Genomic DNA, 13,277 nt, shown 5'->3' with positions numbered 1-13,277 from the left:
CCGAGGGCGGCGTCCCCTACAATCTTAGCTCTAAGTTCTAAATAATAATAAAGGAGTATTTACCATGAACTCAACCGCATTTCATTCTGCTGACATTCTTATCCCCAAGGACTGCGATATGCACAAGTGGTCCGTTATCGCCTGCGACCAGTACACCAGCGAGCCTGAGTACTGGGACGAGGTAAGTGCCACAGTCGGCAGCGCTCCCTCAACGCTGAATCTTATCCTCCCCGAGCTCTACCTCGAGCAGGACGGCGTTGCACAGCGCATTGATAATATCCACACTGCTATGGACAAGTACCTCGCTGACGGTATCTTCACCGAGTACAAGGACGCTATGGTCTACGTTGAGCGTACTCAGAGCAACGGCATTCTCCGTCAGGGTATCGTGGGCGCTATAGACCTGGAAAAGTACGACTTCTCAAAGGGCAGCACCTCAGAGGTAAGAGCTACCGAGGCTACCGTTATCGAGCGTATACCTCCCCGTATCAAGGTAAGACAGGGCGCACCGCTGGAGCTCCCCCACATAATGATACTCATTGACGATCCCGACAATACAGTTATCGAGCCCCTTGCAAAGACTGTTTCCGACGACAGCAAGCTCTATGATTTCGAGCTCATGCAGAACGGCGGCAGCATCAAGGGTTGGCTGGTTGACAAGTCCGCTCAGGAGGCTATCGACAAGGCTCTCTGCGCACTTGCCGATCCCGATACATTCTGCAAGAAATACGGTCTCAGCAATACTCCCGTTCTCCTCTATGCTATGGGCGACGGAAATCACTCCCTTGCTACAGCTAAGGAGTTCTACGAGCAGCTGAAAAAGGCTGACCCCGATAAGGACTTCTCAAACCACCCTGCACGTTATGCACTGGCTGAGATAGTTAACCTCCACAGCGAAGCCCTCAAATTCGAGGCTATCCACCGCCTTGTATACGATGTGGACTGCGACAAGCTCATAAATGAGCTCACAGCCGCACTGGAGCTCTCCGAGACTAAGGTATCCGACCAGTACGTTATCTGCTCATGCAAGGGCACTGAAAAGAAGCTCTACATCAACAAGAAGTCCTCAAATCTGTCTGTTGGTTCTCTCCAGAACTTCCTTGACGGCTATATCAAGGCAAACGGCGGCAAGATAGACTATATCCACGGCGCTGACACTGTTAAGTCACTGGCTGAAAAGCACAATGGTATCGCTTTCATTCTCCCCGATATGGACAAGTCACAGCTCTTCCCCACCGTTATCAAGGACGGCGCTCTCCCCAGAAAGACATTCTCCATGGGACACGCCGAGGACAAGAGATTCTACATCGAAGCACGTAAAATTACAAAGTAATCAGTAAGGGCGGATACATATCCGCCCTTTTTAATTCGGAATACGTAATGTATTGTAGGGGGCGATGCCCACATCGCCCCGTGTGAATTCTCAAAAATTACACGGGCTGATGTGGGCATCAGCCCCTACAATCTAAATCCTGAAACTTTTGTGCAAAAACTATTGCTTTTTTGTCATTTGTGTGTTATAATGTAATTTGGATATGCATTATCGACGCACGGTCCGAGCTGTGTATCGATATATTGGGGGGCAAACATAATTTAATGGACAGAAAACCAATACGACATGATTTTTTCAGGTACATATTGGCGAATGTCATCAGCTCTTTAGGTGTATCGGTATATATTCTTATCGATACATTTTTTATTTCAAGGGGAATGGGTTCCGAAGGACTTACCGCTCTCAATCTGTCTCTGCCCGTCTTTAATTTCATCAACGGCTTCGGTCTTATGTTTGGAATCGGCGGCGGCAGCAAGTTTTCAATGCTTTACTGCCGAACGGAGAGAAAAGAGACAGACGCTATCTACACCAACGCCTTTGCGGCTATGCTTGCAATTGCTGCGTTGTTTGAGATACTGGGTATCTTCTTCTCAAAACAAGTGACGCACCTTCTCGGTGCGGACGCAAGTATCTTCGATATGTCACAAAGCTACATAAAGACTATACTTCTGTTCTCGCCTGCTTTCCTTATGAATAACCTCATGGCCTGCTTCATGCGCAACGACAGCGCTCCGCGGCTCGCCATGCTTGGTATGCTGACAGGCTGTTTCGTCAATGTCATACTTGACTACGTTTTTATTTTCAGATTCGATATGGGAATGAGGGGAGCTGCTCTTGCTACCTGTATTTCGCCATTCATCAGCATGGGAGTAATGAGCATACACTTCATTACGGGCTGGAACGCTTTCAGTCTCAGGTTCATAGTCCCGTCGCTGAGCACCATAAAGGAGATTGGCTCGCTGGGACTACACTCCTTCTTCTCCGAGGTTTCAGGCGGTATCGTGATAATGATATTCAACTTCGTTATCTACCGCATATCGGGCAATACAGGCATAGCCGCCTACGGAGTCATCGCCAATATCGCTATAATTTTCACGGCTATATACGCAGGTATCGCAAGCGGTATACAGCCGCTTATGTGCCGCTACCACGGGCGCAGCGACACCTCCGCCATAAGGTATGTACTGCGGCTTGCACTGAGAACAGCGGTGATATTCTCTGTTTTTGCATATACTGCCGTATTCTTCGGCACATCGTATATAGTGGGAGTATTCAACAGCAGCGGCAGCTCAATGCTGAAAAGCATAGCAGAAACAGGACTCCGCGAGTACTTCCTGTTCATGCCGTTCATGGGCGCAAATACCATACTTTCGGTTTACTTCACATCTAAGGAAATGCCGAAGCAGGCACAGCTCATCTCTCTTATGCGCGGAACTATTCTCATAATCCCCCTCGCCTTCATTGCTTATATGATAAAGAGCATGACGGGAGTATGGCTGACAGTTCCTATCGCTGAGATGATAACCAACTTTACAGGCATGACTATACTTTTAATACACCTGAGAAAAACATGGGCAGAGTCGCTGACTCCGCTGCCCACACGATAATACCGCTTCTTGCGGACACAAAAAAAGCAGTATCATTCGATACTGCTTTTCTGCTTTTATAATATCTGCTCGGGCTGCCCGATCTGGGGCATGATGAACGCCTTTGCGTCCTCCAGGTGGAATGTCTTCATTTTATAGCCTGTTTTCTCGTTGTATATCTCCCTGAGAACAGGACTTGTCTCGAACATTGCGTCCTCATACTTCTTATCGGTGTCGAAGACTATCTTGCCTGTATAGCGGAGCCATACTCCGTCGGGCTTGCAGGCTACAATCTCTGTGAGAGGATTTGCCTGCATCTGTCTGTAGACCGCCTTAAAGTCACCGACAGCAAAATGAACAACTCCGTCCACCTCAACGTGTGCTCCGAAAGGTCTCAGCTTAGGCTGTGCTCCGTCGTTTGTGGCAATGAAAAAAATGCCTGTTTCTGTAAGAAAATCGTTTAGTCTGCTCATGGTTGATTACCTCCTTGATTTATTGTTGAGTTGTTATACTTGATCCTCGAAAAGCGGAGTTGAGAAATATCTCTCCGCAGTATCGGGGAGTATAGTCACTACTGTCTTGCCCTCGCCCAGCTTTTCAGCCAGCTTGAGAGCCGCGGCAACGTTAGTACCGCTTGATATACCGCACATTATGCCCTCCTTTGAAGCAAGGTCCTTTGCGGTCTGTATAGCCTCCTCGTCAGTTACGATGTAGATATCATCGTAGATTTTCTGGTTGAGGATATCAGGTATTATGCCGTCGCCTATTCCCATTTGCAGGTGAGTTCCGATGTTTCCGCCTGCAAGGATAGCGGCATTTTCGGGCTCTACAGCCCATATCACCATATCTGGATACTGAGCCTTTAAAGCTTCGCCTATGCCTGTGATAGTACCGCCTGTGCCTATACCCGAACAGAAGCCGTCTATCTTGACTGCTGTCTCTTCAAGTATCTCCAGCGCTGTGTGGTACTTGTGAGCGCCGATATTATTCACGTTTGCAAACTGCTGAGGTACGAACACGTTATCGTCCTCCTCAGCCATTTTCAGAGCCGTATCGAGACAGGTCTGAATGCACTTGCCTATATCGCCGTCATCGTGGATTAGTATGACCTCTGCACCGTAGTGATTCACCAGCTTGCGGCGCTCCTCGCTGACGGAGTCGGGCATGATGATTATAGTTTTGTAGCCTTTTACAGCACCCACAAGAGCAAGACCTATGCCCTGATTGCCGCTGGTAGGCTCCACGATTATAGTCCCCTCGTGTATCTTGCCCTCCTTTTCGGCATGGCGTATCATGTTGTAGGCTGTACGTGTTTTGATAGAACCGCCCACGTTGAGTCCCTCGAACTTAACGTAAACGTCTGCGTTTCCCTTTTTATTCATTCGGTTGAGCTTTATCATGGGAGTATGTCCCATAGCTTCCAGAATGTTGTTGTATACCATTAATAAACTACCCCTTAGTTTTTTCAGTTTCAAGTAGTTAGTGCTTAGTACTCAGACTAAGAACCAAGATTCAGGAACTGAGAAATATTATGCTTGAACTTACTGTCTTTATGCAGTGTAGGGGCTGATGCCTACATCAGCCCGTTAAAAAATCACCATTTAATACAGGGCGATGTGGGCATCGCCCCCTACAGATATCACTCTTCCGCAGAAGCAAACTGGCTCTCGTGACGGGTGAAGAAGTCCGTTCTCGGAGGCAGGAACTTCAGCTTGTGGTCGTTTCCTGTGAAGAATGTCAGCGGCTCCAGAATAGTATCCCATGACCAGATACGCTCGTCAACTTCAAGATATTCGCGGAGCTTCTCTGTGCCGAAGGGAGCCATCGGGTGAAGCAGTACGCCTGTTATCCTTATCATGTAGAACAGATTTGCAAGAGCCTGCTTTAGAGCTTCCTTGTCGGGATACTCACCTGTGAGAGCCTTTGCCATGTACTTGCTGCCGTTGCGGATATAGCTGTCCAGAACGTAGGTGCACTGGTGGAATGCGAACTTGGACATATGTCTCTCATATTCGAGAACTGCCTTCTTTGCGTCCTCAACGAACTTCTCTTCGGGAGCGTTGTTTGGCATAACGCCGTCAAGCTCCTTCTGTGTGGTATAGAAAGCTGTTCTTATCATGCGGTTGAAAACGTTGGACAGGAGCAGACCGTCCTTAACAACGGGATCTGCGTCCTCGGGCTTAGCGTCGGGATTGTAGGGTTTCGGCATGAAGCTTACGGAGCGCTGTCCCAGACCAAGTCCCAGCCAGTGCATACGGAGCTGCTCGGGAGTGTAATGGTTCAGCAGGTCGTCAGCCATTGGCGGCTTTACAGCGCCCGAGCTTGAAGCCTTCTTGTCGAGGAATAAAATGTGGTGGTTAGCCACGATAACAGGGAGCTGCAGCTCTCCGTCGGCAGGTGAAGCGGTCTTTGTTTCGCTCTCCTGCTGTGCCATCCACATTGCAGGCTCGGCGATACCGTAGAAGTAGATATTGTCCTGACCGATGAACTGATAAACGGTAGAATCCTTGCTGCACCAATAATCACGCCACTCTTCCTTGTCGTGACCGATAGACTCCAGATATGTCTCAGTGAAAGAGATAGGAGCCCACAGCGACTCAGGCCATACCCATACGGTAAGTCCCTCAACGCCGTCCATAACAGGTGCAGGAACTCCCCACTCGATATTGCCTGTGAGACGGAAAGGAACAAGCGTCTTTCCTGTTCTATAGCGGATACCGTTCTCAGTAAGAACACGGCAGGCTTTGTCACAGTCGGAAAGCTTATCGAACTCGATAGTGAAGGACGGCTTCTTTGGCTCTTCGAGGTAGTTATGCTCAGGCATAGAAGCCTTTATTTCCATGTACTTTTCCTCGAACTCGCGCTTTATGTAGATAACGGGCTTTTTAAGGAACTCGTCGATAGTCTTCCATACAACAGGACGGATATCCTTGCGCTTTTTTAGTTCCTCTACCCAGTCCTTCATGAGCTGTTCGTAGTCGCGGAGCTTGAAATACCAGTTGGTAACAGGCTTCATTGTAGGAGTCTCGCCTGTGAGAGTGCTGACAGGATTGATGAGGTTCTCGGGCATATACTGATGTCCCATATCGCACTCGTCTGCATAGCCCTTTTCGGAAGTACAGCCGTCTACAGGGCACTTGCCGATTACCTGTCTGCCGTTGAGGAACACACCTGCCTTTTCGTCAAAGAACTGCATAGTGGTTATCTGATTCAGCTGTCCCTTTTTGTGGAGGGAGCTGATGAAACGGTCTGTTACAGAAGCGTGTATCTCCTTTGAACGTCCAAGACCCGAAGCTGCGAACAGATTGGGAGCAATACCATAAGCGGCAAGAGTCTCCTTCTGCTTGTTGTGGTTTCTCTGAACGAAGTCCTCCAGTGAGCCCTCAAACTCGCCGTTCTTTACCTTAACGCGCCATCCCTCTGCGATAGGAGAGCCGTAGCAGTCCGTACCGCTTACGAAGATGACGTTTTCCTTGCCGATACGGTCTCTCAAAAAACGTGCATAGGTATCTGCAAATACAAGCATACCGCCAACGTGACCGAAGTGGAGCTCCTTGTTGCCATATGGCATACCGCCTGTGACAACAGCTCTTTTCGGAAATACAGGACGGGGTATCTCAAAATTCTTCTTTTCTTTATTGTCTGACATTTTATTTTCCTCTTTTTTCATTAATATTTCGTGTGGGACGTCGAGGACGGTGTGGGTGTCCAGTGGACACCTCTGCAACGCAGAAACACCGACCGAGCCGACAGGTGAGAACGTCCCCTACAAAACATAATTTTTTAACGCGGAACTGTAGGGAGTCACCCACATCAGCCCGTTATAATTCAAAATTCAAACACGGGGCGATGTGGGCATCGCCCCCTACAGATCATCATTTATAATTCGTGAGTTATTGGCAGGCGAGCGGAACTCGCCCCTACTAATCACTAATAACTATTCACTTATCAGGCAAAAGCCTGAAGCCTTTTGCGTGTTATCTCCTCACCGAGAACGTGGCTGACTTCCCAGATATCGGGAGCGTTTGCGTGTCCTGTGAGAGCTATTCTCAGCATATTTGTGATATGAACTATACTTCCCTTGAACTGCTCGGGGTTCTTCTTGTAGTCCTTCGGCTTTACTGCAAAGCCCATTTCCTCGGTGATAGCCTTTACCTTGTCGAACCATACTGCGGAATCGTCATTATGGTCATAGCTTGCAAGATACTTGCCGAAGAATTCCTTTACTGTAGCCTCGTCGCACTCCTCGGGCATAGCGTCTGTAACCTTGAATGTCTCGTCATAGTAGAAGCTCATAAAGTCGCAAGCCTGCTTCCATGTCTCGATATCACGTCTTGGCTTTGCACCGCCTCTGCCAACATTAAGAGCGGCAAGAGTTCTCTCGGGGTACTTGTTTATAAGGTCTGCGAAGTCCTCGTCGTACTCATTGCACCACTCCAGCCAGCCGTCATAGACCTGCTGTGCAGGCATACGGCAGATAACGTTCTTGGAAATATCACGGAGCTTGTCAAGGTCAACAAGAGCGCCCGAAACGGACATCTTCTCCAGTGTATACGGGAACTCATGATAATCAGCCTCGGGATTTGCGATACGCCACTCCTCATAGTTGGAGTTGAGCAGAGTAAGGAGGAACTCCCAGATAGCGTCCCTGCTGATACCCTCCTGCTGATAGTAGGACAGAGCCAGCTCGGGGTCCTTACGCTTGGAGAGCTTGCGCTTGCCGTTTGTCTCCTCGTCTATCTTCATAAGTGTAGCTGTGTGGCAGTAGATAGGCTGCTTCCAGCCAAGAGTATTGAAGAGCTCAACGTGCATGGGGAGTGATGATATCCACTCCTCGCCGCGGATAACGTGTGTTGAGCGCATGAAGTGGTCGTCAACAACGTGTGCGAAGTGATATGTGGGGATACCGTCGCTCTTGAGAAGCACGAAATCCATATTGTTTCTCGGCATTTCAAGCTTTCCGCGGATAGCGTCCTCAACGGCTATAGTCTCGCCTGTCTCCTGACCTCTGAAACGGAGCACCCATTCCTTGCCTGCTTCGATATTAGCCTTTACCTCGTCGAGAGTAAGGTCGCGGCACTTTGCATACTTACCGTAAACTCCGGGGTTTTCCTTGTTTGCAGTCTGCTGTTCGCGGACAGCCTCTATCTCCTCGGCAGTCATGAAGCAGGGATAAGCAAGTCCCTGTTCTGTAAGGAGCTTTGCAAAAACATGGTAGATGTCCTTACGCTGTCTCTGACGGTAGGGACCGTATTTTCCGTTGTCGCCCTCTGCTGTGGCGCCCTCATCAAAGTGTACGCCGAAGTAGTCCATAGCGTTGATGACAGTCTCAACAGCGCCCTCCACCTCGCGCTTGTTGTCGGTATCCTCTATTCTAAGGTAGAAAACGCCCTGTGACTGGTGAGCGATACGCTCGCCGATTATAGCGTTGTAGAGGTTGCCCAGATGTACGAAGCCTGTGGGACTTGGTCCTATACGGGTAACATTAGCTCCTGCGGGGAGCTGTCTCTCGGGGAAACGCGCCTCGATGTCCTCGGGAGTCGCCGTAACATCGGGGAAAAGGTAGTCTGCAAGTGCTTTATAGTCCATAGTATCAATCCTTTGTAAATATTACGTCCGCCTGCTGACAGACACATTTAATTTATTATATCATACTTCGCCGATAAAGTCAAATAGTAAGGGCGGATATTATCCGCCAGCCCTATAGAGAACACCTCTCGTTTGCAGATGTATAAGAAAACTCCCCTCATGTGAGGGGAGTCATCTCATTTTATCTGTAATACCTATATATGCTGTTCAATCTATCTGCCTCTTCTTTTGACAGTAATTCAACAGTTCTGTGTCCTTTTCCGTCACTAAGCTGTAAAAAGCCGCCGTTTGTCAATTGTCCCCATACTATACCGTCACTGCCTGTAGGCCAGATACGCTCGATCTGTGCAATATACAGGAACCAAATTCTGCCTGCTACCTCCGAATCCACGCTTGGAGACTTTCTGTAAACCATACCTCTTATATTAGTGCCGAATACATATCTTTTGCCCTCTGCAAAATCGACACGAATATCGTATTCTTCACGTGAGCATCTATCAACATATCGTCCGTTTACCCAGCCTTCGCCTTCGGGAGTCTGAACTTTATAATAGTAATTTCTTCCTACTCTTGTCTCATCGGTCACATACAGAGGAGTAAAAGCCCAGAGTTTTGCTTTATATCCTCTGTTCGGGCTATCATATAACGAAGTTCCCATTATAGATACAGTAGCATAAAATGGCTGGAATGCAGCCTCTGCCTCAATTGAATTGACAAGAGATATCTTGCTTGCGGTGTTGTTGAGAGCTGACGGTACTGCTATGCAGGCTGAAAGTGAAACAGCAGCCAGTGCAGCACAAACAGTTCTTTTGATGATGTTATTCTTCATTTGTTTTTTCGTCCTTTACATAAAATTTAAGGTCAAAGATATAACCTTATGTGTTATATCATACACCCAAATCAGGCATTTGTCAATACTTATAGTAATAAACAGCAATAAATGTACTATCAGCACAGTTGTTGCGATAAGGCAACAAAAAGCTCCCCTCATATGAGGGGAGCTTATATGCATTATTCAATTACTTGAATTACTTACCAGCTGTGTATCCCATACGCTGTGTTGCAGCGTAAGTCTTAGGTCCGAAAATACCATCTTCAGCAAGATAAGAGCCATCGCCACCATTATAATATCTAAAACTGTTATTATATGAACGCTGGAATCTTCTAACAGCATCTTCTGTCTTTGGACCATACTGTCCGTCTACATCAAGAGCAGTAAAATTATTATTATTTCTAAAAGCTCTGTTCATCATTGCCTGAATCCAATAAATTCCGCCGCCTGCTCTCTGACCAACACTTCTACCATAATTGTAAGTGCTCTTTGGCTTTTCGTACTTTGCATAGTTCTGATCTCCGCCGATAGCATATGCTGTGATTGAGTTGCTTGTTTTTGGTGAGATTGTCTTAGTTACAGCTGCGCCAGTTCCAAGTACAGTGAATGCCATAGCTACTGCTGCGATTTTTTTCATTACGTTGTTCATAGTTTTTAATATCCTTTACTATAATTTTATTTAAAGTCGGCCAACTTTATGTTATATATTATACATCATTGAATTAAATTTGTCAATACCATAAGAAAACAAAATGAACAAAAAGCCAAATAAAAACAACATTTTTCGCTATTATTTCTGCATTTAATAATACAAAAAAATGTTATTTATCAATTACCCAGCTGCAACACTGCTGTACATCACACCTTATTCTCAAGGAACCTAACCAGCATATTCCATGTGGGACAGTCCACGGTGCCGCTGTCGGGAAGTCCCGAGCGCTGCTGAAAGGCGCATACCGCCGACGCCGTTGCTTCATCAAACTCGCCGCAGACGCTGACCTTTGGCATATTGTCATACCACGCCGCAGCCTTCCACAGCATAGCCTGTATTATGTAGACCACCTCGCCGCTGTCCCCCATACAGGCAGTGAAGCTCCGCGAGGGAAAGACGTGATACGCCGCAGGAGCGCCGTCAAGGTAGTCCCTGTAGATAGCCGCTATCCTGTTCCATGTGGCGGAGTCCGTATCACCTGTGACTGGCAGACCATAGGTGCGCTGAAAGGCTTCGACAGCGGCACGGGTGTCGGCGTCGTATACTCCGTCGGGGAGTATCTGTGGTATATTCTTGTCGAACATGGATATTGCGTAAAGGTAGCTCTGGAGCTCACGGATATGCTCCTTTTTCTGCTGTTCTGTGTATGGCAATTATATCACTCCGTTCTTATCAATGCTTAATTATCGGGCACACGTATTATTTTGCAGCCCCACGGGAAAATACAGGCATCTTTCCCTACAAATTTCTTCGGATATTGTTATATCATCGTCAGCCTCGGGACGTCGAGGACGCCGTCCCCTACATATTGTCATTTGCGTTTCATTAGCAAAGCACGAACGTCAAACAGGCGCCCTACAAGCTAACGGCTAAGGGCTAACGGCTCGGGACGTCGAGGACGCCGTCTCCTACTACTCACTACTTTCTACTTACTACTCACTAATGGGCGGATAATATCCGCCCCTACTTAATAGTGTAGCCTGGGTTCTGGTAGGGGCGCTTATCAAAGCCGTATCGCAGGTCGGAATAGACTCCTGCTATCCTGTCCCATGTGACCGCGCCCACAATACCCGAGGGATCAATGCCGAACTGCCGCTGGAACGCCGTCACGGACTGCCGCGTGAGTGGACCGAAATAGCCCGTATCGCTGACCGCAGGGATATTTGGATAGCTCCTGTTGATATAGGTGAGATACTGCTGGATTATTTTCACGGACTCGCCGCTTGCTCCCTCGCGGAGGACAGTGTTAGGATAGAGAGCCACGTAGGTATACTGGGGCGGAACGCTCTCCACTATGCCCTGATAGGCGCGGAAAAGGTCGTTTCGTGTGGCTCTGTCAACAACTCCCGTCTGCGGCAGTCCGAACACCCTCTGGAAAGACTTCACGGAGCGCTCTGTCTGCTCCCCGAAATAGCCCGTTATCTCCACAGGCATGACAGCTTCGTAATAAGCGCCGATGACCGCAAGATAATACTGGAGCATACTGACCTCGATAGACTGCATACCGATACTGAGATTCTCCTTGAACTGCGGCGATATCTCCTCAAAGCGGACGCCCTCGGAATCCAGCTCCGCAAGCCGCTTGACGCTGGTGAATATATAGGTTATCTTGTACCATGTTGCCGCATTAACAACACCTGTGACTTCAAGTCCGAACACCTGCTGGAACTTCCGCACCGCCGCCTCCGTAGCCGTATCGAACACGCCGTCTGCGGCAGGTATCTTTGGTATTGCAGGAAAATTCCGCGAGATACGGTTCAGCCACACCTGCACATACTTGACATCGTTGCCGAAAGAGCCGTTTTTCAGCTCTATCCCTGGGTAGGACTGCATTGCCGAGCGCACAGGAGCATTCTGCACTATCTCGATATCGTCGCCGTAGTAGTATTTCAGTATCTCCAGCGAATTGTAACCCCGCTCCGCAAGATACTGGGAGCCCCACTGGGACAGTCCGTCGCAGGTCGTGGTAGTCCCGTTGCAGAAAGCCGTGAACAGCGGCTCTACCCTGCCCTTTCGCCTGACATAGTCGTTGAAAAGCTCATCGACGAGGTGGCTGATGTTCTCGAAGTACTCCCGACCGTTGATGAACTTCTGGTCAAACTGAGTAGTGGACGTAATATCAAAGTCGTATCCCCGTGAGCGGTACCACTCAGTATAGATTCGATTCAGCGCAAAGGACACAATGGCGTAGATATTGGCGCGGAGGGCGCTGACGTTCCATGTGGGGTATATCTCGCTTGAAGCCACATTCTTGACATAAGAAGCGAAATCCACCACCACGTCGGGAGCGTTTGAGTCGGGAAAGCCAAGATGTACGGTTATAGTTTCGGGTATAAAGGGAGTCCCTGTAAGCATGGCTCACTCCTTTCCGCCGCCGAAGCTTGGCTCCGCGTTGTAGTAGGTGACAGTCTCGTCATCGCCGTTCATCATCAGCGGCACGGGTATGAGGTTGAAGTTCTGCACCGAGGTTATCCCCGAAAATACAGGCACATCAACGCTCCTTGCACGGAAGAAGCCCTCCTTTGAAACGCTGACGTCAAAGAGGTTATACGGTCTTTCCTCGGGATTCGGAGCCTGAGAATGCACAAGGTCAGGCACTGGAAGCTCGAATTTCGGTGAGACTCCGCTCTCGTCAGTCACTCCAGAAGCCAGTATGAGCCTTTTCCCGTCAACAACGGCGGTAACGGCGACTACAGCCCCCTCAATTGCCGAAGAGTCGTCACCTGTCCGCACATTCACCAGTATATAGCCTTTCTCAGTGCCGAGAAGCTCCGCTGAATCGTACTCGGGAGCAGCGCTGTCCTCAGTTGAAGCCGTTCCGAAATCCGTATCCAGCTCCGACAGGTCGGGCTCTGGATAGCGGCTGTTATAATCCTCGGGAGAGCCGTTTGAGTCCTCGTCGGTATGCTCTGCATAGACCGTATCATCTGGAGCATTCTCGTCAACGTCCTCTATTTCCTGCGGCTGTGGAGCTTTTTTCTGCTCATCGGGAGCGCTTCTGCTGTAGAGCTTCATCATCTCCTGCTTATATTTTTCCGTATCGAAATTTCCGTTTTTCATAATATCATCTCCTGTTTAAGTCTATGCGACAATATCAGCGGTTATTACTATTTACAACTCCCCATATTAAATGTTATAGTATAGAACTAAGAGCTAAGAACTTAGAACTAAGATTGCAGGTAACACTATCACCTGCATAATCTAAATCAGTTTCTTTCTTAGTTC

At 48.4% G+C, this 13,277-nt stretch carries 11 protein-coding genes; 2 read left to right on the top strand and 9 right to left on the bottom strand.

Annotation, left to right across the window (positions count from 1 at the left end; all coding sequences use genetic code 11):
• Positions 1-64: 64 nt before the first annotated feature.
• Together BT105_RS00055 and BT105_RS00050 are read left to right on the top strand one after the other, a co-directional pair.
• Positions 65-1,333, top strand: coding sequence for a DUF1015 domain-containing protein (locus tag BT105_RS00055; protein WP_072298854.1), 1,269 nt, complete (start codon positions 65-67; stop codon positions 1,331-1,333).
• A gap of 263 nt (positions 1,334-1,596) precedes the next feature.
• Positions 1,597-2,940, top strand: a complete 1,344-nt coding sequence (locus BT105_RS00050; RefSeq protein WP_072298853.1) for an MATE family efflux transporter — start codon at positions 1,597-1,599, stop codon at positions 2,938-2,940.
• A gap of 56 nt (positions 2,941-2,996) precedes the next feature.
• On the opposite strand, the gene BT105_RS00045 is transcribed toward BT105_RS00050, so the two are convergent.
• From BT105_RS00045 to BT105_RS00005, 9 genes are all read right to left on the bottom strand, one after another.
• A complete protein-coding gene (locus BT105_RS00045) occupies positions 2,997-3,392 on the bottom strand; it encodes a pyridoxamine 5'-phosphate oxidase family protein (protein WP_072298852.1) in 396 nt (131 codons plus the stop codon).
• Between the two features lie 33 nt (positions 3,393-3,425).
• On the bottom strand, positions 3,426-4,361 hold the full coding sequence (gene cysK / locus BT105_RS00040; RefSeq protein WP_072298851.1) for a cysteine synthase A: 936 nt from the start codon (positions 4,359-4,361) through the stop codon (positions 3,426-3,428).
• 197 nt (positions 4,362-4,558) lie between these two features.
• The gene (locus BT105_RS00035) at positions 4,559-6,568 is read right to left on the bottom strand and encodes a class I tRNA ligase family protein (RefSeq protein WP_072298850.1); all 2,010 of its coding nucleotides are present in this window, start codon (positions 6,566-6,568) and stop codon (positions 4,559-4,561) included.
• A gap of 299 nt (positions 6,569-6,867) precedes the next feature.
• Complete coding sequence (locus BT105_RS00030) at positions 6,868-8,508, bottom strand: glutamate--tRNA ligase (protein WP_072298849.1); 1,641 nt, start codon at positions 8,506-8,508, stop codon at positions 6,868-6,870.
• Between the two features lie 181 nt (positions 8,509-8,689).
• Positions 8,690-9,337, bottom strand: a complete 648-nt coding sequence (locus BT105_RS00025) for a hypothetical protein (protein WP_072298848.1) — start codon at positions 9,335-9,337, stop codon at positions 8,690-8,692.
• A gap of 199 nt (positions 9,338-9,536) precedes the next feature.
• On the bottom strand, positions 9,537-9,989 hold the full coding sequence (locus BT105_RS00020; RefSeq protein ID WP_072298847.1) for a peptidoglycan-binding domain-containing protein: 453 nt from the start codon (positions 9,987-9,989) through the stop codon (positions 9,537-9,539).
• Between the two features lie 209 nt (positions 9,990-10,198).
• A complete protein-coding gene (locus BT105_RS00015; RefSeq protein WP_072298846.1) occupies positions 10,199-10,705 on the bottom strand; it encodes a peptidoglycan-binding domain-containing protein in 507 nt (168 codons plus the stop codon).
• Positions 10,706-11,015: 310 nt separating this feature from the next.
• Positions 11,016-12,407, bottom strand: a complete 1,392-nt coding sequence (locus BT105_RS00010; protein WP_072298845.1) for a peptidoglycan-binding domain-containing protein — start codon at positions 12,405-12,407, stop codon at positions 11,016-11,018.
• Between the two features lie 3 nt (positions 12,408-12,410).
• The gene (locus BT105_RS00005; protein ID WP_072298844.1) at positions 12,411-13,112 is read right to left on the bottom strand and encodes a hypothetical protein; all 702 of its coding nucleotides are present in this window, start codon (positions 13,110-13,112) and stop codon (positions 12,411-12,413) included.
• Between the last annotated feature and the right edge of the window lie 165 nt (positions 13,113-13,277).

Origin of the sequence: Ruminococcus flavefaciens (genome assembly GCF_900119075.1) — a bacterium.
GTDB classification, from domain to species: Bacteria; Bacillota; Clostridia; order Oscillospirales; family Ruminococcaceae; genus Ruminococcus; species Ruminococcus flavefaciens_Q.
Note: the sequence above shows the minus strand (reverse complement) of the source record. Positions and strands in the feature narration are given on the sequence as shown.